The 22513-nt window shown below is 67.7% G+C and carries 24 protein-coding genes; 10 read left to right on the forward strand and 14 right to left on the reverse strand.

The features are described from left to right. Positions 1-124 precede the first annotated feature (124 nt). The 8 genes from pcaC to ACHL_RS19345 all read right to left on the reverse strand — a co-directional run bounded on the left by pcaC (position 125) and on the right by ACHL_RS19345 (position 8183). On the reverse strand, positions 125-610 hold the full coding sequence (pcaC, locus tag ACHL_RS19310) for a 4-carboxymuconolactone decarboxylase (protein ID WP_015938996.1): 486 nt from the start codon (positions 608-610) through the stop codon (positions 125-127). Then, positions 607-1425 (reverse strand): alpha/beta fold hydrolase, encoded by an 819-nt coding sequence (locus tag ACHL_RS19315; protein ID WP_015938997.1) that lies wholly within the window; start codon positions 1423-1425, stop codon positions 607-609. Before ACHL_RS19315 ends, pcaC begins: the two co-directional genes overlap by 4 nt. Next, entirely contained in the window at positions 1418-2893 is a 1476-nt protein-coding gene (locus ACHL_RS19320) for a lyase family protein (RefSeq protein ID WP_015938998.1), read from the reverse strand. The genes ACHL_RS19315 and ACHL_RS19320 overlap by 8 nt, the downstream gene beginning before the upstream one ends. Next, a complete protein-coding gene (gene pcaG / locus ACHL_RS19325) occupies positions 2890-3468 on the reverse strand; it encodes a protocatechuate 3,4-dioxygenase subunit alpha (protein ID WP_015938999.1) in 579 nt (192 codons plus the stop codon). The genes ACHL_RS19320 and pcaG overlap by 4 nt, the downstream gene beginning before the upstream one ends. Before the next feature lie 16 nt (positions 3469-3484). Further along, on the reverse strand, positions 3485-4363 hold the full coding sequence (pcaH, locus tag ACHL_RS19330; RefSeq protein ID WP_015939000.1) for a protocatechuate 3,4-dioxygenase subunit beta: 879 nt from the start codon (positions 4361-4363) through the stop codon (positions 3485-3487). A 46-nt stretch (positions 4364-4409) separates the two neighbouring features. After that, positions 4410-6284, reverse strand: a complete 1875-nt coding sequence (locus tag ACHL_RS19335; protein WP_015939001.1) for a bifunctional sugar phosphate isomerase/epimerase/4-hydroxyphenylpyruvate dioxygenase family protein — start codon at positions 6282-6284, stop codon at positions 4410-4412. Next, entirely contained in the window at positions 6284-7165 is an 882-nt protein-coding gene (locus tag ACHL_RS19340; protein ID WP_015939002.1) for a shikimate dehydrogenase, read from the reverse strand. The genes ACHL_RS19335 and ACHL_RS19340 overlap by 1 nt, the downstream gene beginning before the upstream one ends. A gap of 133 nt (positions 7166-7298) precedes the next feature. Further along, positions 7299-8183 carry an IclR family transcriptional regulator gene (locus tag ACHL_RS19345; protein ID WP_081434831.1) on the reverse strand — a complete coding sequence of 295 codons (885 nt, stop codon included), beginning with the start codon at positions 8181-8183 and terminating at the stop codon, positions 7299-7301. 229 nt (positions 8184-8412) lie between these two features. On the opposite strand from ACHL_RS19345, the gene ACHL_RS19350 reads away from it, so the two are divergent. Continuing rightward, positions 8413-9732: an MFS transporter gene (locus ACHL_RS19350; protein ID WP_015939004.1), complete on the forward strand. Its 1320-nt coding sequence runs from the start codon at positions 8413-8415 to the stop codon at positions 9730-9732. Positions 9733-9913: 181 nt separating this feature from the next. Here ACHL_RS19350 and ACHL_RS19355 read toward each other — a convergent pair whose 3' ends face one another. Further along, on the reverse strand, positions 9914-11002 hold the full coding sequence (locus tag ACHL_RS19355; RefSeq protein WP_043794259.1) for an ATP-dependent DNA ligase: 1089 nt from the start codon (positions 11000-11002) through the stop codon (positions 9914-9916). A gap of 95 nt (positions 11003-11097) precedes the next feature. Continuing rightward, positions 11098-12021 carry an AEC family transporter gene (locus tag ACHL_RS19360; protein ID WP_015939006.1) on the reverse strand — a complete coding sequence of 308 codons (924 nt, stop codon included), beginning with the start codon at positions 12019-12021 and terminating at the stop codon, positions 11098-11100. A 148-nt stretch (positions 12022-12169) separates the two neighbouring features. Between ACHL_RS19360 and ACHL_RS19365 the strand changes: the two genes are divergently transcribed. Continuing rightward, positions 12170-12670: a GNAT family N-acetyltransferase gene (locus ACHL_RS19365; protein WP_015939007.1), complete on the forward strand. Its 501-nt coding sequence runs from the start codon at positions 12170-12172 to the stop codon at positions 12668-12670. Positions 12671-12726: 56 nt separating this feature from the next. Continuing rightward, entirely contained in the window at positions 12727-13953 is a 1227-nt protein-coding gene (locus ACHL_RS19370; RefSeq protein ID WP_015939008.1) for a pyridoxal phosphate-dependent aminotransferase, read from the forward strand. A gap of 10 nt (positions 13954-13963) precedes the next feature. On the opposite strand, the gene ACHL_RS24055 is transcribed toward ACHL_RS19370, so the two are convergent. Next, positions 13964-14368 (reverse strand): hypothetical protein, encoded by a 405-nt coding sequence (locus tag ACHL_RS24055; protein WP_015939009.1) that lies wholly within the window; start codon positions 14366-14368, stop codon positions 13964-13966. Between the two features lie 150 nt (positions 14369-14518). Here ACHL_RS24055 and ACHL_RS19380 point away from each other — a divergent pair, with 150 nt between their 5' ends. Further along, positions 14519-14755 (forward strand): hypothetical protein, encoded by a 237-nt coding sequence (locus tag ACHL_RS19380; RefSeq protein WP_015939010.1) that lies wholly within the window; start codon positions 14519-14521, stop codon positions 14753-14755. A gap of 88 nt (positions 14756-14843) precedes the next feature. Here the strand turns inward: ACHL_RS19380 and ACHL_RS19385 are convergent, their stop codons facing one another. The 3 genes from ACHL_RS19385 to ACHL_RS19395 form a co-directional block, all read right to left on the reverse strand. After that, complete coding sequence (locus ACHL_RS19385; protein WP_015939011.1) at positions 14844-15131, reverse strand: MoaD/ThiS family protein; 288 nt, start codon at positions 15129-15131, stop codon at positions 14844-14846. Further along, a complete protein-coding gene (locus tag ACHL_RS19390; protein ID WP_015939012.1) occupies positions 15124-16230 on the reverse strand; it encodes a WD40/YVTN/BNR-like repeat-containing protein in 1107 nt (368 codons plus the stop codon). The genes ACHL_RS19385 and ACHL_RS19390 overlap by 8 nt, the downstream gene beginning before the upstream one ends. A gap of 71 nt (positions 16231-16301) precedes the next feature. Then, positions 16302-16502, reverse strand: a complete 201-nt coding sequence (locus ACHL_RS19395; protein ID WP_015939013.1) for a hypothetical protein — start codon at positions 16500-16502, stop codon at positions 16302-16304. Positions 16503-16789: 287 nt separating this feature from the next. On the opposite strand from ACHL_RS19395, the gene ACHL_RS19400 reads away from it, so the two are divergent. The 6 genes from ACHL_RS19400 (at position 16790) to ACHL_RS19425 (ending at position 22492) form a co-directional block, all read left to right on the forward strand. Beyond that, complete coding sequence (locus ACHL_RS19400; protein WP_015939014.1) at positions 16790-17758, forward strand: hypothetical protein; 969 nt, start codon at positions 16790-16792, stop codon at positions 17756-17758. Between the two features lie 103 nt (positions 17759-17861). Next, positions 17862-18599, forward strand: coding sequence for a class F sortase (locus ACHL_RS19405; RefSeq protein WP_015939015.1), 738 nt, complete (start codon positions 17862-17864; stop codon positions 18597-18599). Between the two features lie 52 nt (positions 18600-18651). Further along, complete coding sequence (locus tag ACHL_RS19410) at positions 18652-19167, forward strand: universal stress protein (RefSeq protein WP_015939016.1); 516 nt, start codon at positions 18652-18654, stop codon at positions 19165-19167. 304 nt (positions 19168-19471) lie between these two features. After that, positions 19472-19828, forward strand: a complete 357-nt coding sequence (locus tag ACHL_RS19415) for a metal-sensitive transcriptional regulator (protein ID WP_050767197.1) — start codon at positions 19472-19474, stop codon at positions 19826-19828. 74 nt (positions 19829-19902) lie between these two features. Further along, positions 19903-20142: a heavy-metal-associated domain-containing protein gene (locus ACHL_RS19420; RefSeq protein ID WP_015939018.1), complete on the forward strand. Its 240-nt coding sequence runs from the start codon at positions 19903-19905 to the stop codon at positions 20140-20142. Positions 20143-20179: 37 nt separating this feature from the next. After that, the gene (locus ACHL_RS19425) at positions 20180-22492 is read left to right on the forward strand and encodes a heavy metal translocating P-type ATPase (protein WP_015939019.1); all 2313 of its coding nucleotides are present in this window, start codon (positions 20180-20182) and stop codon (positions 22490-22492) included. Positions 22493-22513: the final 21 nt, after the last annotated feature.

Below are 22513 nucleotides of genomic sequence, written 5' to 3' on the forward strand. Positions count from 1 at the left end.
TGCATCTTTGTCTGTGCTGCCCCAACTGGGTAGCAATTGATGTCGTTTTGGGGCCTCATAACGACATCTGCTGCTACCTAGTTGGGTGGGCGGGGTGGGGCGGGGGTCAGTCCGTCGGCTTGGGTCAGTCGTCGGAGTGGGTGTTGTCCATTGCAGCGTTGTCCCTTGCGGTGTTGTCCATTCCGGCGTTGTCCATTTCATGGAAAACCTGCTGGGCGGTCTTGAAGGCCGTGTTGGCGGAGGGGACGCCGCAGTAGATGGCCGTCTGCAGCAGGATTTCCTTGATTTCGTCCCGACTGAGGCCGTTCCGGAGGGCCGCCCGGATGTGCATCGCGAGTTCCTCCCAGTGGCCGTGGGCCACCATGGCGGTGATGGTGACGGCGGAGCGCATCTGCCGGGTCAGGCCGGGGCGCGTCCAGATCCCGCCCCACGCGATGCGGGTGATCATGTCCTGGAAATCGTCGGTGAATTCGTCCTTGTTGGCGTTGGCCCGTTCCACGTGTTCGTCGCTGAGGACTTCGCGCCGGACGGCCATGCCGCCGTCGTAAATGTCCTGGCTGGTGGCGCCGGGCTGGACCACGCCGTTGCGCGCCGGATCAGGGCCGCTCACTTGGCCGCCACCTGTGATTCGGCCCAGCTGATCAGACCGCGCATCAGCTCGGCCACGTGGGCGGGGGCTTCGGCGGGCGCCAGGTGCGCGACGCCTTCGAGGGTGACGGCGGTGGCGGTGCCGCCACCGCCCGTGATTCCCGTGGCGACTTCGTCGGCCATCGCAGGCGTGGCGACGCCGTCAACCGCGCCGGCGATCACCTGCGTTGGGACGCGGATGCTGCCGAGTTCGGCCCGAACGTCGAACGCCGCCAGCGCTTCGCAGCAGAATGCGTAGCTGAAGCGGTCGGCGTCGCGCAGGGCGTGCAGGAGGCGGCTGCTCAGTTCCGGCTGGCTGTCCATGAATCCGGGGGCGAACCAGCGCTCGGCGGAACCCTGGATCATCACCGGGGTGCCCTGGGTCCGGACGGTTTCGGCACGTTCCAGCCAGCCTTCGGGCGTCCCGATCTTGGCACCGCTGTTCTGCACGGACAGGCTTTTCAGCCGTGCACCGTGCTTGATGCCCAGCTGCAGGCCCACCGCCCCGCCCAGGGAGACGCCCGCGTAGTGGAAGTTCTCGCCGGGGGCAATGGAGTCCACCAGGTCCACCACGGCGTCCGCGAGGGCAGCGACGTCGAACGCTTCAGTGGCCGCCGGTGAGACACCGTGGCCGGGCAGGTCCCAGGCCACCACGTCATAGTCACCGCCGAGCAGGGACGCGGCCCTGTTCCACAGGATGGAGGAGGTTCCCAGGGACGGGCCCACCAGCAGGAGGGGTTTTTCGCCCAGGTCTCGTTGGGGGGACAGCAGCGCTGCCTTCAGTGCCGGCTTAGCCACGGGAAGCTCCATTCGCGTCGGTGGGGGTAGCAAATTCTGGAAAAGCCGCCAAGATGCGGCCGGAGATTTCTGCAGCCTGGCCGAGGTAGCCGGCAGGATCCAGGAGTTCCTCGAGGCGTGCATCAGGAACGACGGCGGCCGGGACGGCCTCACGGAACAGCTTGCGGTAGGTGGCTGGCTGCTCGGCCGGCGGCACTTGGAGGGTCCGGTCCACCACGTCCTGCAGCTGCTGCTTACCGTTGCGGCCGTCCTTCTCATCGAGCAGGGGGGCCACCGCGGCGCCCACCCCTTCGGCCAGCAGCAGCGGGCCGGAGAGGTCAAGGTTCCGGCGCATGGCGTCGGGGAATACCCGCAGCCCTTCGGCGAGCTCGCGGAGGTGGCCCGCCGCGCCGAGGGCCAGTGCCAGAAGCTGCCGGAGTGCAGGCCATTCGGTGTGCCAGGCGCCATCGGGCCGCTCGTCATTGAAGTTGGCCGCAGCAAGGTGCAGCTGCGCGGCGAGGCCCGGGGCCTGCAGTGCGGCGCTGCGGACCAGGACGGACAGCACCGGGTTCTGCTTCTGCGGCATCGCCGAGGACACCCCCCGGCCGGCGGCACGCGGCTCGGCGAGCTCGGCCACCTCGGGGCGGCTGAGGAACAGGACGTCGGCGGCCATCTTGCCGGACGCGTCCAGTACGGAAGCCAGCGCGTGGCCCAGGGAGGTGATGGCCAGGCGGTTGGTGTGCCACGGAGCCGCGGCCGGGGCCAGGCCCAGCTGGGCTGCCAGGGCATCGGCGAGGGTGAACGGCGTGGCAGGGGTGCCTTCCGTCAGCGCGGTTCCTGCGGCAAGGGTTCCGGCCGCACCGCCGAACTGAACGGGGAACTCCAGGGCCTCCAGCTGCCGGCCGCCGGCGGCCAGGCCCTGGAACCACTGCGCAGCCCGCAGCCCGAACGTGAAGGGAAGCGAATGCTGCGTCAGGCTCCTGCCCACGCACAGCGTGTCCGCATGTTGTCCGGCAAGGTGCGCGAGCGCCGTCGTGGCGCCTTTCACGTCCGCCAGCACCGCGTGGACCGTGTTCCTGGCCAGCAGCATCAGGGCCGTATCCAGCACGTCCTGGCTGGTCAGCGACGTGTGGATGGCTTTTCCGGCACCGATACCCGCGGTGTCCAGCGCTGCCACGTTTTTCCGGAGGTCGGCCAGCAGCGGGATGACCGGGTTGCCGCCGCCCTGGGCGCGCCGGGCGATGTCCGCCACGTCGTAGCGGCCGGCCTCGGCAGCGGAAGCCACGACGGCGGCGGCCCCGGCAGGTGCCAGGCCCGCGTGTTCCAGCACGGCAGCCCAGCCCGATTCGACGGCGAGGATGGCCGCCAGCACGGCACGGTCCCCCGTCAGCGCTGCCACCAGCGGCGACGCCGAGACGGGGGTGAGCAGGCCGGCGTCGGCCTCTTCGGCGAAGGCACGCACGTCTCCCGGGGCGGCGGCGTGCGTCACTGGAAGTCCAGGAAGACAGTCTCGCCCTCACCCTGGAGGCGGATGTCGAAGGTGAGTCCGCCGTCGGCGTCGCGGCGGGCGATCAGCGTCTTGCGCCGCTCCGGATCCAACGAGGACAGCAGGGGATCGTTGGCCAGGGCTTCTTCGTTGTCCGGGAGGTAGATGCGGGTGAACAGCCGGTTGGTGAGGCCGCGGGCAAAAATGGCCACGGAGATAAAGGGCGCAGCCGCTGCTTTTCCAGGAACGGGCTTGGTGGGGCCGGGGTTCACGGTGGTGAAGGTGTAGACACCGGAGTTGCCCACGGCGCCGCGGCCCCAGCCGGTGAAGGTGTAGCCGTCACGGACCAGCGAGCCGGTTCGCTGCACCACGTTGCCTTCGGAGTCAGGCTGCCAGATTTCCAGGATGGCGTCAGGGATGGCCTGGCCGGCGCCGTCGTACACCGTGCCCTGCAGGCGGATGGATCCGGGTGAACCGGGGGCCAGCAGCTCGTTGTCCTTCTCGTACGGGAGCGCGTAGCCGTAGAACGGGCCCACCGTCTGGCCGGGGGTGGGAACGAGTTTGGTGGAGTTGCTCATGTGCGTGGTCCTCTGCCTATTCGTTGTCGTCGTCGCCGGCGGCACCCAGTGCCTCGTTTTCGGTCCAGGTCCGTTTCGCCCCTGTCAGGACGATGTCCCAGTTGTAGCCCAGGGCCCACTCGGGTTCGGTGAGGCTGTGGTCGTAGCTGGCCACCAGTCGGTCGCGGGCGTCCTGGTCCACGATGGTCTGGTAGATGGGGTCCAGCGGGAAGAGCTGGTCTCCGGGGAAGTACATCTGGGTGATGATGCGCTGCGTGAACTCGGTGCCGAACAGGGAGAAGTGGATGTGTGCCGGGCGCCAGGCGTTCAGGTGGTTCTTCCAGGGGTAGGCGCCGGGCTTGATGGTGGTGAACCGGTAGGACCCGTCCGGGCCGGTAATGCAGCGGCCTATGCCCGTGAAGTTGGGGTCGATGGGCGCCGGGTGCTGGTCGCGCTTGTGGATGTAGCGGCCGGAGGCGTTGGCCTGCCAGATTTCCACGAGCTGCCCGGCCACCGGGCGGCCGTCGCCGTCCAGCACGCGGCCGGCCACGATGATCCGCTCACCTTGCGGTTCGCCGTTGTGCTGGATGGTCAGGTCCGATTCCAGCGCGTGCACGTCCTGGTGCCCGAACGCCGGGGAGTACAGCTCGATGGTTTCCGGGTCCGTGTGGTGCAGGCTCTTAGTGGGGTGGCGCAGAATGCTGCTCCGGTACGGCGGGTAGTCCAGGCGGGGCTGGGTTTCCGGCTGCGCGCCGTCCTTGAGTGCGCGACGGTAGGCCTCGCCGATGGAGTTGATCTCGGCACTGAGGTCAGCCTGGGTCTCGATGGCCTTGTCCAGCGGCAGGTGCGCCGCCTTGGGCTCGGCGGGCGGTACGGACTCGTCCGATTCAGGCTGGGCGTTGGTCTCTTCCGGCACGTCCGGCTCCTTTCTGGGGGGTGTTCTCTGGTGCGTTGGGCGGATGTCAGCGGTGCAGTGAGTCGTACTGGACGGCGTGGCGGACCGGGGCGTTCGGGGCGCCGTAGCCGCTGTAGCCTCCGCGGCGTTCCACCATTTCGAAGAACACGCTGCCCACGGTGGCTGTGTAGAAGTGCAGGAACTCGCCGTCCCCGTCCCGGTCATACAGGAGGTTCAGCTCCCGGAGGGTGGCCAGGAAGTCCGGGGCCAGATCGAACCGGGCGTCCAGGTCCTCGTAGTAGTTGGCCGGGATCTGCAGGAAGTCGAGGCCACGGTCCCGGGCTGCCCGTGCCGTCGCCACGAGATCGTCCACGGCGAAGGCGATGTGCTCCTGGTAGGTCTTCGGGCCGTTGGCCTGCTGCACCGGGGCGAGGTTCAGAACCAGCCGCACAGCGCCGTCGGCGGTTTCCATCACCTGGGAGCGGACCAGGCCGCTGGGGCTGGGGACTTCGGCGAACGGCTGCGGTTCCAGGGCGAGGGCGCTGGTGTAGAAAAGCACGGCCTCATCGAAGTGCTGCCACGGCTGGGCCAGGTTCACATGGTCGATTACCGCATTCTGCGCGGACCGGGCGTGCTCGAGCCCCTCACCGAATTCGTGCGTCCAGGCTGCGGTGCCGTCCGGGCTGCCCTGGCAGAGGAAGATCTCGGTGGAGTCGGGGGCGGAGATGCCCTGGAAGACTTCCTCGTCCGCCTGGACCTTGCGGGCCACCACCGGCGCCTTGAGCTGCTGGGCCCGGGCTGAGGCAATCACGGGGGAATCGACGTCGAACCCCAGGGCTGCGATGGAGGGCTCGGCGTGCGATGCCGCTTGTTCGTTGATGATCACCCTCGCCTGCCCCATGGTCCACAGCTGGACATCCTTGGTGCGGTGCCGGCCCTCGAACCCGAAACCGAGCTGGCCCAGAAGCTTTTCCAGCTGCGCGGTATTGTCCGCCTTCACCTCGGCGAAGTTGAAGCCCGCGGGTTCGTTCACCTTGGGGAGCGTGGCCAGTTCCATGGGATAACGACGCCGGAGCCCGGCACCGCCTGCAGCCGCACCGTCAGCCCCGTTCCCGGCGTTGTCCGCGAGCCACTTGGCGCTCTGTTCCTCCAGCCAGATGAGCGAACGCATGGCGTCAACAGCCGTGCGCTCCACATCGGACTGCCGGAAGACGTCGTTGAAGACCTCCAGCGAGACCGGACCGGTGTAGCCGGCCCGGACCACGTGGCCCATGAACTTGGCGAGCTCGAACTGCCCCTCACCAGGAAAGACCCGGTAGTGGCGGCTCCAGGACAGGACGTCCATGGAAAGCTTCGGGGCGTCGGCCACCTGGACGAAGAAGATCTTCTCCGGGTTGATGCCCTCGATCGGCGCGGTGTCCCAGTCGCGGGACAGGATGTGGAAGGAGTCCAGGCAGGTTCCCAGGTTGGGGTGGTCCACCATCTCCACCAGGCGGTAGGCGTGCTCGTAGTCGTTGACGTATTTGCCCCAGGCCAGCGCCTCGTACGCCACCTTGATGCCGTGGTCCCCCGCCAGGTTGGCCAGCTGGGCGAGCTGTTCGGCCCGGACGGCGTCGTCATCGATGGTTGCCGTGGCAACGTTGGAGCACACCAGGATGGTGTCCATGCCCAGGCGGGACATGAGCTTGAACTTAGCCTCGGCGCGCCGGAGGTTGGCCTTGAGCAGGTCCGGGGTGACGCCGTCGAAGTCCCGGAACGGCTGGTAGAGGTCCAGGCCCAGCCCGAGGTCCGCGGCCATTGTCCGCACGCTTTCGGGGCTGAGCGGCGAGGTGACCAGGTCCTGCTCGAAGATTTCGATGCCGTCGAACCCGGCGATGGCGCAGGCCTGCATCTTTTCCTTGAGGGTGCCGGACAGGCAGACGGTGGCGATACCGGTACGCATCAGGCGGCCACCTCCTCGGCTGCCACAAGCTCAAGGAAATGCGAGCGCATCCGTTCCGGGTCGGCGTCGAGGCCGGTGAAGATCCGGAAGGCGTCGGCAGCCTGGCCCACCGCCATGCGGCCGCCGTCCAGGACATCGCAGCCCTTGGCACGGGCACCTTGCACCAGTTCGGTGTCGATGGGCCGGTAGACGATATCGGCCACCCAGTGCCGGGATTCCAGCAGTTCCAGGTCCAGCGGAACGCCGGGGTGCGCGGCCATGCCCACCGGGGTGCAGTGCACCAGGCCGTCGGCCAGCGGCATGAGCTGGGGCAAATCCGCCGTGGTCCGGGCCGTGACGGTGCTGTCCGGGAAGAAGCCGGACAGCTCTTCTGCGCGGGCGGCGGCGCGTTCGGCGTCCATGTCCACCAGGTCGAGGGTTTTCGCTCCCGCGCTGAGCAGGGCGTAGGCGACGGCGGACCCGGCACCTCCTGCGCCGAGCTGCACCACGCGGTCCAGCCGGGCGCCGGGGAGCCCTGATGCGAGGGCGGCGGCGAATCCGGAGAAGTCGGTGTTGTGGCCAATGAAGCGGCCGTCGCGGATGACCACGGTGTTGACCGCGCCGAGCCGGCGGGCGTCAGGGCTCACCTCATCCAGGTGCTGCAGCACCAGCTGCTTGCACGGATGCGTGATGTTCAGCCCGTTGAAGCCCAGCGTGCGGGCACTGCGGAGGACCTCACCCACGGAGTCACCCGCCAGGCCAAGTTCGAGGAGGTCGATGGGACGGTACAGGTAACGCAGTCCCTGCACGTCGCCTTCACGTTCGTGCATGGGCGGGGTGAGCGATGGCGTCACGCCATCTCCGACCAGTCCTACCAGGTAGGACTCAGTTCGTTGGCTCATCCGTGCAGCTCCTTTGGTAACGGCACCGGGCCGCGGGGCGGCAAGCCGGTGACAGGGATTACAGTACAGCAATTGTTCATTCTGCGCACTAGTGTTCGACTAGCGAACATTGGTGGAATATCGAAGGTGGCAGCTACCGCTGCGGAAGCCGCGCGGCCAGCTCAGCCGCAGCATCCTGCAGGAGAGCTACGTGCGCCTTCAGCTGGTCAAGGGTCATGCGGAAGACCGGGGCCGCCGTCGCCAGCGACGCGAACGCGTGCCCCTGGCTGTTGAGCAGCGGGACCGCAACGGCGCGCATGCCGATCTCGTTTTCCTCATCCATCACGGCGTATCCCTGCCGGCGCACCTGGTCGATCTCCCGGCGGAAGGCGTCACGGTCCGTGATGGACTTTTCCGTGAGTGGCTCAAGCGGCAGCTCGGCGAGGAGCTTTTCGCGTTCGGCGTCCTCGGCGAAGGCCACCAGGGCCTTGCCGACGGCGGTGGCGGACAGCGAGCCCAGGTGGCCGGGATCGCTGGTCACCCTGAACATCTGCGGGCCGTCCACCTTGTTGACCGTCAGGTGGTGGTGCCCGTCCCGCACGCTGAGGATGGTGGCCTCACCGGTCTGCTCGGTCACCCGTCGAAGGACCGGCATGGCAGCTCCGGCAAAACCGTGATGGTTGGAAACGCGCTGGCCCAGCTGGAAAATCCGCAGGCCCAAGTGGTAGCGCCGGCCATCCGGCTCGTAGTCCACGAATCCGTCGCGGGCGAGGGAGCCGAGGAGGCGGTAGGTGGTGCTGAAGGGCAGCTCGGCGCGGCGGGAGATCTCGGCCGCACTCGCGCCGCGCGGCTCATCACCCAGGAGCACCAGCAGGCCAAGGGCCTTCCCCACCATGTCGGTCCGTTCGGCGCCCTTCCCGCCCGCACCCCTGGCCGCATCCGGGGAGTCCCCCTGCACTCCGGGGCCGCCAGCAGGGCTCTTCTCGCGCGCCGCATCATCCTGGACACCATCGGCCATTGTGGCTTGATTCACACTCATGCTTCGATGTTGCCACAATGTGAGAGCTATTTCTAGATAGTGATTATTTTCTTGACAAGTGACAGCCCTCACAGCCATCATTGCTGTATCGCACAAGTAGCTCTCACCATGTGGCTACTCGCTCGGGTCTTGAGAGGACTCCAGCCGCATCGCGCCCCGCCCGCACCCAGGCCGCGGCGGCTGCGACTCCTGAACCATCCGCGACAATGCCGTCACACAAAGGAACTCCATGAGCCAGACACTTCCTTCCGCCGGAGCGGGCACCGCCACGCATTCCGGAACCCCCAAGAAAGCGGCACTCGCCAGCTTCCTGGGCAGCGCCGTCGAATACTATGACTTCTTCATCTTCGGCTCGGCAGCCGCACTGATCTTCCCCACCGTCTTCTTCCCCAGCGCAGACGCCAATGCAGCCATCATGTCCTTTGCCACCTTCGGCTTCGCATACGTTGCGCGGCCGGTGGGCGCCGTCATCCTCGGCCACTTCGGCGACCGGGTGGGCCGGCGGAAAGTCCTCATGTTCACCCTCATCCTGATGGGTGCCTCCACCTTCCTCATCGGCTGCCTGCCGGACTTCAACACCGTGGGCTGGTGGGCTCCTGCACTCCTGGTGCTGGCCCGCCTCTGCCAGGGCCTCTCCGCAGCGGGCGAGCAGGCCGGCGCCTCCTCCATGACCCTGGAACACGCCCCGGACAACCACCGCTCCTTCTTCACGTCCTGGACACTGACCGGCACGCAGGGCGGCCAGATCCTCGCAGCCCTGGTATTCATCCCCGTCCTCGCCCTCCCGGATGAGATCAAGTTCGGCATCGGCTGGCGGATTCCGTTCTGGCTCAGCGCCGTGGTGGTTATTGTCGCGTTCTTCATCCGCCGCACCCTGCATGAACCGCCCGCCTTCGAGGAAGCCCAGAAGTCCGCCCAGATCTCCAAGCTTCCCGTCGCGGACCTGCTCAAGGGCCACTGGCGCGATGTGCTCCGCGTGATCTGCTGCGCCTTCATCGCCGCCGTGTCCACCGTGTTCGGCACCCTCGCCATCAGCTACGCCAAGACCGTGGCCGGCGTTGACGGCACCACCACGCTGTGGCTCGTCGTGGGCGCCAACCTGGTGGCCCTGGGCACCCAGCCGCTGTTCGGCATGCTGGCGGACAAGATCGGCCGCAAACCCGTCTACATCTACGGCGCCCTGTCCAGCGCAGCACTGACCCCGCTGTTCCTGCTGAGCCTCGAATCGGGCAGCGTGCCGCTGATGTTCCTGGCCGCGATCGGCATGTTCTCCTGTGGCTACGCCGCCGCCAACGCCGTCTGGCCGTCTTTCTACGCCGAGATGTTCAGCACGAAGGTCCGCTTCTCCGGCCTGGCCATCGGCACCCAGCTGGGCTTCCTGATGGCAGGCTTCGCTCCGGCAATCGTGGCCGCGATGGGTGGCATCAAGCCGGGCGGCTGGGTGCAGATCAGCATCTTCACAGCGGTCATCGCCGGCATCGCCGCCATCTCGGCACTGACGGCCAAGGAGTCCTACAAGATTCCCACCAAGCAGCTCGGCCTCAAGTAGCCGTCCAGCGCGTACGTTCCTTCCCGGTTACTGACCGGGCAAAGGCCCGCCACCTCCAGCGAATCCAGGAGGTGGCGGGCTTTTTGCTGCCGCCGGCAGGGCGGGGGCGCCGGCAACCGGGAAGGAACGTACGACGGCGGACCGGCCGCGGGTGCCTCACGGCAGCGGGTGCCGGGCGGGGTTACGCCCTCCCGGTCTCCAGCACCGATGCGAGGTCGAAGTTCACCGGTTCCTCCAGCTGGGCGTACGTGCACGACTCCGGGTCCCGGTCCGGCCGCCACCTGTTGAACTGGGCGGTGTGGCGGAACCGCTCCCCCTCCATGTGGTCGTAGCGGACTTCCACCACCAGCTCAGGCCGGAGCGGCACGAAAGACAGGTCTTTGCCGGCGCTCCAGCGGCTGCCCTCGGCGTTGCGGGGCGTCCGTTCCCCTTCCTCCTGCTTTGCCCAGGCCCAGGGGTGGTTGTCGAAATCGGTCACCAGCGGCTGCAGTTCCTGGAAAAGCTCCTGCCGGCGCTTCATCGGGAAGGCGCCAATGACGCCCACGCTGGCCAGGCCGCCGTCGTCCTTGTAGAGGCCCAGGAGCAGCGACCCGATGACGTCCGGCCCGCTCTTGTGCAGGCGGTAGCCGGCCACCACGCAGTCGGCGGTCCGCTCGTGCTTGATCTTGAACATGGTCCGTTTGTCCGGTTCGTACGGGCCGTCCAGGCGCTTGGCCACCAGGCCGTCCAGCCCTGCGCCCTCGAACTGCTCGAACCACTGGCCTGCCGTGTCCTTGTCCGTGGTGGCGGCGGTGAGGTGTACCGGGGCCTCGCTGGCGGCAAGCGCCTTTTCCAGCGCCGCCCGGCGTTCGGCGAAGGGCCTGCCGGTGTAGTCGTCATCGCCCAGGGCCAGCAGGTCGAAGGCCACGAACGAGGCCGGGGTCTGCTCGGACAGGAGTTTGACGCGGCTGGCGGCGGGGTGGATGCGCTGCTGGAGGGTGTCGAAATCGAGCCGGTCCCCGGAGGCACCGATCAGGATGATCTCGCCGTCCACCACGCAGCGCTCCGGGAGGTTGTCCTTCAGCGCGACCACCAGTTCAGGGAAGTAGCGGGTCATCGGTTTCTCGTTGCGGCTGCCGATCTCCAGATCATCGCCGTCGCGGAAAATGATGGACCGGAAGCCGTCCCATTTCGGTTCGTAGCTGAGGTCGCTGCCTTTGGGGATGCCGTCGATGCCGCTGACGGATTTGGCGAGCATGGGCGGGACGGGCGGCATCACGGGAAGTTCCATGTGCCCATTCTTGCCCGGCAGGTGCTGCGGACGGTACCCCCGGGACGTGCGGCGCGTCCCGGCCTTCGCCGGAGTTCGGCGGAGTTCGCCGGGGCTCAGCCTGCCAGGAGCCAGACGATCAGGACCAGCACCGGGGCGGCTGCCGCCGTCGAGATCAGGATGGTCTCCCGCGCCACCGCCATGCCCCGGCCGTATCTGCTGGCGAAGAGGAAGACGTTCTGGGCGGGAGGCAGGGCGGCCATGAGCACCACGCCAAGGAGCATGTGCGGCTCCAGGTTGAAGAGGAAACGGCCGACGACGTAGGCCACCCCGGGCATGACCGCGGACTTCAGCGCGGTGGCGGTGAGGATTTCGGCCGTGTGCCCGCCGCTGCGGAGCATCCGGGTGCCGCGCAGGGACATTCCGAAGGCCAACAGCACCACCGGGACGGCCGCACCCCCCAGGAGGGTCAGGGGCGCCAGAACCGGTTCGGGCAGCTTGACGTGGAAGGCTGCCAGGACGGCTCCGAGGAGGGTGGCGATGATCATCGGGTTCCGGAACGGCTGCGTGATCATGAGCCGCGGAGAAAACCTGCCCGCGGCCGAAAGGTCCAGGACAGTCAGGACCAGGGGTGCCAGCAGGAGCAGCTGGACCAGCAGCACCGGAGCCACCGGCGTGGCGTCGCCCAGTGCGTAAAGAGTGATGGGGATGCCGATGTTGTTGGCGTTGACGTAGGAGCTGGCCATGGCTCCCACGGCCGTGTCCGCCATGGGCCGGCGGAACCAGATGCGGCTGGCCGTGACGTACAGCAGTGCGGTGATCACGGCGGTGAGCAGGGCCAGCGGGACGTAGGCGGAGAACACCACCGAGATGTCGGATTTCAGGACCACGGTAAAGAGAAGCACCGGGTTGGTGATGAAGAAGGCAATTTTGGTCAGTGCGGAGACCGTGTGTTCATCGCCCAGTCCGCACCGCGCGGCAACATAACCCACAGCGATCACGACGCCGATCACCGCCAGCCCCACCAGCACGCCGCCCATAGGGGTACTTCCTTTCCCGTCCCGCGTTCCTGCACTCCGCAGTCCCAGCGGTATGACAAGTACCCAACTTATCGGTCAAGTACGCGATGGTGTGCATCGCGCAGCAATGTCCTCGACACTGGGCCGCCCGGAAGGGTAGACGTTAACGATGGTTACGGTGCGGCCAGCGGAGGAGCGGGACCTGCCCGGCATCCTCGACGTTCACCGGCAAAGCGGCCGGAACCCTTCGGCGGCGGTGGCCCTTGCCGCTGCGCTGGCAGACCCGGACCGGCTCGTCCTGGTCGCGGAATCCGGGGGCAGGGTGGTCGGCTGGGGCAAGACCCACTACTGGGACTATCCGGACGGCCCCGCACCTGCCGGCCATTACCTGGGCGGCGTAACCGTCCTGCCCTCCCGGCGCCGGCAGGGCATCGGAGCCGCCCTGACCTCGGCGCGCCTGCACTGGATCTGGGCCCGTACCCCGGATGCCTGGTACGTGGTCAACGCCGGAAACACCGCGTCGATCAACCTGCACAGTACGTGGGGTTTCGCCGAAGTGGCCCGCGGGGCGGGGTTCCACACCACCACGTTCGACGGCGGCCTGGGACTTCTCCTGCGCGCCCGCCGGCCAGCCACGGCAGGTCCGGGGCCCTCCGGCGCTCCGACGTAACCGAAGGCTGCCGTCATACCGGCCGCCCGGCGTCGTGCTTTGTGAAAAAATCAACCATGCGCGCCATGCAACACTCCAGCAAACTCCAGAACGTCCGTTATGAACTCCGCGGACCCATCCTCCAGGCAGCCAAGAACATGGAGGCCGAGGGGCACCGGATCCTGAAGATGAACCTGGGCGACACCGCCCCGTTCGGCCTGGAAACTCCCGAGTCCGTGGTGGTGGACATGATCCACCACCTGCGGGGCGCCCAGGGGTACAGCGATTCGAAGGGCATTTTCTCCGCCCGGACAGCGATCTCGCAGTACTACCAAACACGCGGGCTGATGAACATCGGCGTGGAGGACATCTTCATCGGCAACGGCGTCAGCGAACTGATTTCCATGTGTTTGCAGGCGTTCATGGAGAACGGCGACGAGATACTGGTGCCCGCGCCGGACTACCCGCTGTGGACCGCCGCCGTAACGCTGACCGGCGGCACGCCGGTCCACTACCTCTGCGACGAGGCCGACAACTGGTGGCCCAACATGGCCGACGTGGAGGCGCGGATCACCAGCCGCACCAAGGGCATCGTGATCATCAACCCGAACAACCCCACGGGCGCCGTCTACCCGCGCCGCATCCTGGAGCAGTTCGCCGACCTTGCCCGCAAGCACAACCTGGTCCTGTTCTCCGACGAAATCTACGAGAAGGTCCTCTACGGGGATGCCGTGCACATCCACACAGCGGCCGTGGCCGAGGACGTCTGCTGCCTGACGTTCAGCGGGCTCTCCAAGGCTTACCGGATGCCCGGCTACCGGGCCGGCTGGGTGGCTGTCACCGGCCCCCTCGCCGCCACCGCCGCCTACCGGGAAGGCCTGGAACTGCTCGCATCCCTGCGCCTGTGCCCCAACGTCCCCGCGCAGCACGCCATCCAGACCTGTCTGGGCGGCTACCAAAGCATCGAAGCCCTGGTGCAGCCGGGCGGGCGGCTCCGCGAACAGCGCGACCTCGCCTACAAACTCCTGACCGCCATCCCGGGCATCACCTGTGTTCCCGCGGCGGGGGCCATGTACCTGTTCCCGCGCCTGGACCCGGAGCTGTACCCGATCGCCAGCGACGAACAGTTCGTCATCGACCTGCTCAAAGACCAGAAGATCCTGGTGTCGCACGGCACGGCCTTCAACTGGCCCACTCCGGACCACTTCCGGTTCGTGATCCTCCCGTCCGTCCTGGACATCGAGGAGGCGGTCCGCAGGATTTCGACGTTCCTGGCGATCTACCGCAACCGCGAAGCGGCCTAACGGTTCGGGGCTAGGGGCGCGCCTTGGCCCCGGCGGCCCTGACCAGCCGGTCCGCCTCAGCCACGATCTGCCCCTGGATTGGCAGCGGAACGGCGGCCCCGCGCCGGCTGCTGCCCTCCTCATCCCGGATCCCCACGGCCAGTGCGCTCATCAGGTCCGCGTCCTCGGCCGTGGCCAGGTCGCTGCCGATGAGCTGGACCAGCACCTTCAGGCCCGCGAGCCGGCGCTGCGGGTCACCGCCGTCCAGCGCGGCATCAATGGCCCACTGCGCCCGCTTCCACCACTGGTCCCGCCGGTCCGCCCGGTCCCGCTGCCGGTATGCCAGGTAGGCAACGAGGACGACGCCGAACGTCGCCAGGGGCGCCAGCGACGCCGCCCCGAGCACCGCGGCCCAGATCCCCTGCAGAGTCTCCATGGCACCACCATAGGCGCGGCCCGGACATTTACAGGTCCGGCGCGAAGAACTAACCGGCAGCTAACCGCGGGGAAACGGGCACGCAACATTCGCAGCCCACACTGGTGAATGCAGGCAAGAGCCGGCACCAGCTCCAGCCAGGAGGCCCCGATGTTGAAGAAGGCGACCACCCATGTAACCAGAGTCCGCACCCTGGACCAGCTCCACCGCGGCGACGAAATCGAAGCCCGGCTGTCCGTGGGGCCCTCCTACGACGATGTGGTGATCCGCCGCGGCAGCGTCCAGGAAACAGCGCCGGGAATCGGCGTCGTCTGGATCATGGACCGGATCACGGGCCTCCGTAAAGCCATCAATACGGACGAGTGCACGGTCTGGCGCGTTGCCTGACCCTTTGCACACGCACGACGGCGGCACCTCGGTCCGCGGCCTCGGGCGCAGTCAGTAAGGACTGCCCGAAGCCGCGGCGGGAAACCCGTCAGCCGCCGGCCACCGACTGGATCACCAGCACTTCCTGGCCCGGAGACACCTCGGTATCCAGCCCCTGCAGGCGACGGACCTCGTCACCGTCCACATAGACGTTCACGAAGCGGCGCAGCGCACCTGTTTCATCCCGGAGCCGCCGGGCGAGCACAGCGAACCCGGCGGTGACCGAATCAAGGAGCTGCCCCACAGTTACCGGCCCGTCGGCGGGCGCAGTCAGTACGGACTGCCCGCCGGCCAAAGGCTGGAGGACACTGGGGAGCACCACCGTAATGTCAGGCACCGGCCACCACTGCCGCCCGGACACACAGGACGTCGGGAAGGTGCGCTATCACCTCTGTGAACGTCTCCCCCTCGTCCGCGCTGGCATAAACCGTTCCGCCCCGGGTGCCGAAATACACCCCGGCCGGCTCTGCGGTGTCCCCCGACGCGGCATCCCGCAGCACACTGTTGTACTCCTTGCCCGGCAGGCCCTTGCTGAGCCGCTTCCACGAGCCTCCCGCGTCGTCCGTCCGGTGGACTGCAAGGTCCCCGTCCGGGGGGATGCGTTCGCCGTCGGCCTTCAGCGGAACCACCCACGCAGTCCCTTCCCGGCGGGGGTGCGTCAGCATCACGAACCCGAAGTCCGCGGGCAGGCCGTCGGCGATCGACGTCCAGGTGTCCGCATTGTCGTCCGTGCGGTACACGCCGTGATGGTTTTGGGCGTACAGGCGGCCTTCCACGGCGGAATCAGCCGCGATCTTGTGGACGCACTGGCCAAACTCGGGGTTGGGATCCGGCATGAAGTACGCGGAGATCCCCTTGTTGCGGGGCTCCCAGGAGGCACCGCCGTCGAGCGAGCGGTAAACGCCACCCGTGCTCATGGCGATGTGGACTGTGTCCCCGGCGGGATCGACCACGATGGAATGTGCTGCCGCACCGCCGTAGCCCGCGCCCCAGTCGCTGCGGTGCGGATGGTCCCAGAGTCCGCGGTTCAGTTCGAAGTGTTCACCGCCGTCCGTCGATTTCCACACGGAGATGGGTTCGGCGCCGGCCCACACCACGCCGGGCCGGGACTCCGCGTCCGGATAGATCTGCCAGACCCGCTCCACGGCGGCCCCGGTGTCCTCCGGGAACCTGATGGCCCCCTGCTCGGGTTCGGACCAGGTTGCGCCCAGGTCATCAGAATGGGCCACGGTGGGTCCCCAGTGTTCGCTGCGCACCCCCACCATGATCCGCGTGCGGCCGCCCCTGGTGTCGATCCCGACGCTGGGAATCTCCGCCATGAGGAAGTGGGGGCCGGTGAAGGACCATTCGCGCCTGTCCTGGCTGGTGGCCAGCCACAGGCCTTTCTTGGTCCCGATCGCTAAGACGAAATTCTCTGCGGTTGCCATGCCCACCATGCAACCACCGCCGCGTGCAGGCTGCAACGGTTTTTGGCGCACGGGAAAAGGAGCGTTGGCTTCACCGCCCCCTAGTCGACGAACTCGGACTGCGTTTCGATGAAGTCCCAGTCGGCTGCCGTCAGCACTGCCGCAGGATTGTCCGGGTGCGGTCCGCCCGCTTCAGCGATGCCTTGGAGCACCGGCAGGGGCAGCTCATCCGTCCGGAGGTTCTCGCGCAGCCACTCCTTGCTGTCCAGGTCAAGGTCCAGCCACCACATGAAAATTTCCATGCCAGATCCACCCGCCTTTCGTTGAATTAAACGTTAGGCGCGGGCGAATCCAGGGACAAGGCTCCCACCTCCCGCACAGGTAGTTCAGGGCGCAGATCGGGTACCGGCAAGTAACCTGTCGGGCTGCAGTCCGGGAAAGACGAGTACACCCTACTGAGGACCTCTCCGTTCGCCGCCCCTAGCCTGAAAACTCAAGCAAGCTGACCGTGCCGCTGGGGCATACGGGCGCCACCGCTGGCCTTTCCCCACCATGGTCCGCTTCACGCAATCAAAATGGGGAGATCACCATGAAACGCACCATAGGAACCCTCGGCGCCGTAGGCCTGGCGGCGCTCGTCGTCGCGGCTCCGGCCGGCGCAGATTCCACGAAGAACAGCACCTGCAACGTTGGGGACGGAACGTGCACGGCCGCCGGGCTCGGCGGCGGCGGGAACGGGAACGGCAACAACGCCGGCGGGAACAACGGTGGCGACCACGGAAACGGCGGTGGCAACGGTAACAACGCCGGCGGGAACGGCAACGGATACGGGAACGGTAACGGAAACGCTGGCGGGAACAACGGCGGCGGGAACGGCAACGGGAACAACGGCGGTGGGAACGGCAACGCTGGCGGGAACGGGAACGGCAACAACGCCGGCGGCAACGGCAACGGCAACGGCGGTGGCAACGGCAACAACGGTGGCGGCAACGGCAACGGTGGCGGCAACGGCAATGGTGGCGACCACGGCAACGGCGGCGGCAACGGCAACAACGGTGGCGGCAACGGCAACGGTGGCGGCCACGGAAACGGCGGCGGGAACGGCAACGGTGGCGGTGGCGGTGGCGGGAACAACGGCGGCGGTGGAGATACCGGAGGCGGAGGCAACACCGGCGGCGGTGGAGATACCGGAGGCGGAGGCAACACCGGCGGCGGTGGAGATACCGGAGGCGGAGGCAACACCGGCGGCGGTGGAGATACCGGCGGCGGAGGCAACACCGGCGGCGGCACCGGGGAAACACAGACTCCTCCGCCCACGACGCCCACTGTGGTGACTCCGGTGGTTCCGGTGCAGCAGGTGCCTGCGCCGGTGCAGCCGGCTGGTGGGGCAGTTGCTGCCGCGCCGGTCAGCACCGGAACCAACGTCGGCTACAACGCCCAGACGGCCGTGGGTTCCGATCCGACATCTCCGGCCTGGCTGGGCGGCGTGGGCGCACTCGTGGCGGCGGGAGCCGCAGTCGCGGTCCGCCGCCGGTCCGAAGCGCAGCAGCCGGGCTGAGCCACCTGCCGCCGGGCACCGGCGGCCCAGACGAGGAAGGCGTTCCGCCAGTGCCCGGCGGGACGCCTTCCTTCCTTCCACCGACAGTCGAGGCAGGAGAGGCATGCCCACCCAGCAACGCCGCCCGTTGCGGCGATCCTTGAACCGCACAGACCTGGCAATTCTGCTGTGCGGTGCCCTGGCGGCTCTCGGGATCACCTTCGGCACGCCAATACTTCAACAAACCCCGGATCCCGCCGTCGTTCATGCCAACGCGGCGGCCTCGCCGGAACGCAGTCCAGCACCCGCAACGGTCGGCGCATCAGCATCGGTAAATCCGACGTCGGCACCCGCCCAGCCTGACACCGCACCAGTGCCGGGAACCGGGAGCCCGGCGGCCGCGGGGCCCACCCTCCCCGAGGCGTCCGCACCGGTCCGTATCACCTACCCCGGCGCGGACTTCGACGTGCCCGTCCATTCCCTCGACCCGGATACCGCCGCCCAGGCGAGCAGGACAATCATTCCGCCCGAGACCAAGGACGGCTATTGGCTAACCCCCTTCGGAACGCCGGGCCGCACCTCAACGAACACTACCTACGTCATTGGGCACAGTTGGGACGGCGCCGATGCCCCCTTCAACCACCTGAGTTCGGCCGCCAAAGTGGGCGACAGCCTCACTGTGGAGACCGGCACCGGAGCCATCCCCTACCGCGTGGACAGCGTGACCACCTACGTGAAGGCCGGCCTCAAGGACAGCCCCATATGGGATATCGTCCCCAACAGGCTGGTCCTAATTAGCTGCTACACGCAGGATCCGTGGGGCAAGAACGTGGTGGTCACCGCCTCTCCAGCAGTCCCGTGACAAGGGCTGGCGGGACCTGTTCAGCTGCCACATCCCGGGCGGACAATGGGCTATGACATCGGAACGATTCAGCGGTACCGCCCCGCTGCTGGTGGGCATCATGCCGAAGCAGCATCCGGAAGTCCTCCATACGGCTGCCGGCCTGGCGGCCCGGCTGGGCCAGCCACTGCTCTGCGCCTACGTGGACGAAGCCAGCTACCTGGTGGAATGGGACCCTGCACGGTCCGCCCACCGGCTTTCCCTGCATCCGGACGCTGACGACGAGGACATCCGCGCACTGACCAGCGGGCTGAAGGCGGACATCATGGCCGCGGTTGGAAAGTTACCTGCCGGCACCGGAACGGTGGACTGGACGCTGCGCACGCTCGCCGGCGACCCCGCCCGGGCGCTGGCCCGCTTGGCTGCCGAGACCAATGCGCCCATGATTGTGGTGGGCACTTCGGAACGGGGATTTTCGCACCGGCTGTCGGAGGCACTGAACGGATCAGTGGGCGCCTGGCTCAGCCACCATCAGAGCCTTCCGGTACTGGTGGTTCCGTATCGGATGCCGGCGCACCAGGACCGCTGATGTCCAGGGCTGTCCCGGCTGCCGGGCCCCTTAAATCCGGGTCCCAAATAATAAAGCGAAAGTAGTTATTCCGGGTGCTGGCGGAGTTCCCTACCAGACAGTAAGCTGAATCAAGCAGGCCGGTTCCGCGGAGAGTGGATGCCGGGTTTGCCCAAGAGCTGCTCCGGAGTGCGTATCCCCCAATAACGCACTCCGGAGCTTTTTTGTGCCCCGGCAGGAGCCATCCCTCTATACCCCCTGGGGGTACTTGCACCTATACCCCGACGGGGTATAGGTTGGAGCCATGGACGCCATCGAAGAGGCCATGGCCGCGCCCCCCGCGGAAGCAACGCAGGAGCGGGCACCGGAACAGTCGCAGCACGCAGTGGAACACGGGTACACGGCCAACAAGGACGCCTACCTGCGCCGCCTCAAACGAATTGAGGGCCAGGTCCGGGGTATCGCGCGGATGGTGGACGAGGACAAGTACTGCATCGACATCCTCACCCAGGTTTCCGCCGTCACCAAGGCCCTGCACGCTGTCAGCCTGGGGTTGGTGGAAGAGCACATCGGCCACTGTGTGGTGGGCGCCGCTGCTGAACCGGACCCGGAAGCACGCGCCGAAGCCATCGATGCCAAAGTCAAGGAAGCTACGGAAGCCATCGGCCGCCTGCTCCGCTGAGAACCATCCAATTTTTCCGCGCCCCACCCCATTACCCCCACCGGCAATCCGCCGGAAGCTACGAAGGAGCAGCCATGAGCACCACCTCCCCCACCACCACGAAAGTCAGCGTCTCCGGCATGACCTGCGGCCACTGCGTTTCCGCCGTCAGTGAGGAGCTCGAAGCCCTCACCGGAGTGGAAGCCGTGGACGTGGACCTCAACGCCGGCGGCATTTCCACCGTCACCATCACCTCAGCGGGCAAATTGTCACCCTCTGAAATCGGCGAAGCCGTGGCTGAGGCCGGTTACCTGGTTGTCGCCAACGAAGCGTAGGCCACCCGCACACCGCACCAACCCCTGAGAGGACGGCATGGGCCACCAGGAACTGCTGCAACCGCCCGGCACCCGCGTGGTGGAACTGGACATCGAGGGCATGACCTGCGCTTCCTGCGTCAACCGGGTGGAGAAGAAGCTCGGCAAACTGGCGGGCGTGGCGGCCTCGGTCAACCTCCCGCTGGAATCAGCCCATGTCACGGCCCCGGAGGGGATCACCGACGACCAGCTGGTGGCCACCGTCAATGCCGCAGGCTACACCGCCACGGTGCGCACCCCGCCGGCACCCTCGGACACCGGCGGACCGGAGGCGGCCGGCGCTGACCACCACACGGCACACGGCGGCACGGCCGCGCAGCTCCGGCCCCGCCTGATCCTGGCCGCCATCCTCACGGTTCCCGTGTTCCTGGTATCCATGGTGCCCGCGTTCCAGTTTCCCCATTGGGGCTGGGTAGCAGGAGCCCTCGCGCTTCCGGTGGTCACCTGGGCTGCCTGGCCGTTTCACCGGGCCGCGGCCGTCAATGCCCGGCACCTTGCCTCCACCATGGACACGCTGGTCTCCATCGGCGTGACGGCGGCCTACCTGTTCTCGGCGTGGCAGTTGGTTGCCGATCCGCGGATGACCGAGCACCCGGGCATGGAGGGGATGGACGCCGGAGGCCTCTACTTTGAGGTGGCGGCGGTGGTCACCACCTTCCTGCTGTTGGGCCGCTACCTGGAGGCCAACGCCAAGCAGAAGGCCGGGGACGCCCTCAAGGCCCTCCTCAACCTGGGCGCCAAGGACGCCACGATCCTGCGCGAAGGGGCGGAATACCGGGTTTCTGCGGACCGGCTCCACGTGGGGGATGTCCTGGTGGTCCGTCCGGGCGAGAAGATCGCCGCCGACGGCGTGGTGCTCGATGGGACTTCCGCCGTGGACGCCTCACTGGTGACCGGCGAGTCGGTACCCGTGGAGGTCGGTCCCGGAAGCAAGGTCACCGGCGCCACCATCAACACCTCAGGCCGGCTTCTGGTCAGGGCAACCCGGGTGGGTGCCGAGACTACCCTTGCGCAGATGGCCCGCCTGGTTTCCCAGGCGCAGACAGGCAAGGCACCCATCGCCCGCCTGGCCGACCGCATCAGCGCCGTCTTCGTCCCGGTGGTGCTGGCCATTGCCGCGGCGACGTTCCTGCTGTGGCTGTTCATCGCGGGCCCGGGCGGAACGGACGGCGGGCTGCGCGCGGCCGTCACCGCCGCCGTCGCCGTCCTGGTCATCGCCTGCCCGTGCGCGCTGGGCCTCGCCACCCCGGTGGGCCTGCTGACGGGAACGGGGCGAGGCGCGCAGCTGGGGATCCTGATCAAGGGACCGCAGGTCCTGGAGGATACCCGCACGGTGGACACCATCCTGCTGGATAAGACGGGCACCGTGACCACCGGTGTGCTGGCGGTTGAGTCCACCGTCGCCTTCGGCGGATTCAACAGGCAGCAGGTGCTGCGGCTCGCCGGTGCCGTGGAGGCGGCCTCGGAACACCCCGTGGCGCGGGCCATTGCGGCGGCGGCCAAGGAGATCATTCCCGCCCGCCCGGGCAGTGCAGCGGACGACGACGGCCGCCTGCCCGCCGTCGACGGCTTCCGTTCCGCGCCGGGCGGCGGAGTCACGGGAACAGTGGAGGGCCGGCTGGTCCTCGCCGGCCGCACCGGCTGGCTCCGCGACAACGGCATTGAGCCACCCCCGGAGCAGCTGGAGTCACTGGCGGAGGCCGAGGCGGCCGGCGCCACCGCCGTCTGGGTGGCCGTGGACGGCGTCCCCGCAGGAATCATCAGCCTCCGGGACACGGTCAAGGAAGGCTCTGCCGCTGCTGTGGCACGGTTGAAGGAGCTTGGCCTGCGCCCCATCCTGCTGACCGGAGACAACGCCGCCGTGGCCGCCCAGGTGGCTGCCGCCGTCGGAATTCCCCCTGCCGACGTGTACGCGGGGGTGCTGCCGGAAGGCAAGGTGGAGGCCGTACGCAGGCTGCAGGCTGGCGGGGCAACAGTGGCCATGGCCGGTGACGGCGTGAACGACGCCGCCGCACTGGCACAGGCGGACCTGGGGATCGCGATGGGGTCCGGAACGGATGTGGCCATTGAGGCCGCGGACCTCACGGTGATGGGGAACGACCTTACCCAGGTGGCGCAGGCCATCGAGCTGTCCCGCAGGACCCTGGCCACCATTAAGACGAACCTGTTCTGGGCGTTCTTCTACAACGCCGTCGGCATCCCGGTGGCCGCACTCGGCCTGCTCAATCCCATGATCGCAGGCGCAGCGATGGCCGCCAGTTCGGTGCTGGTGGTGGCCAACTCGCTGCGGCTCCGGAGCTTCGGAAAGTAGCGGCTTCCCTTCAGGGGCGAG

The sequence above is a fragment of the Pseudarthrobacter chlorophenolicus A6 genome (assembly GCF_000022025.1).
GTDB lineage: Bacteria > Actinomycetota > Actinomycetes > Actinomycetales > Micrococcaceae > Arthrobacter > Arthrobacter chlorophenolicus.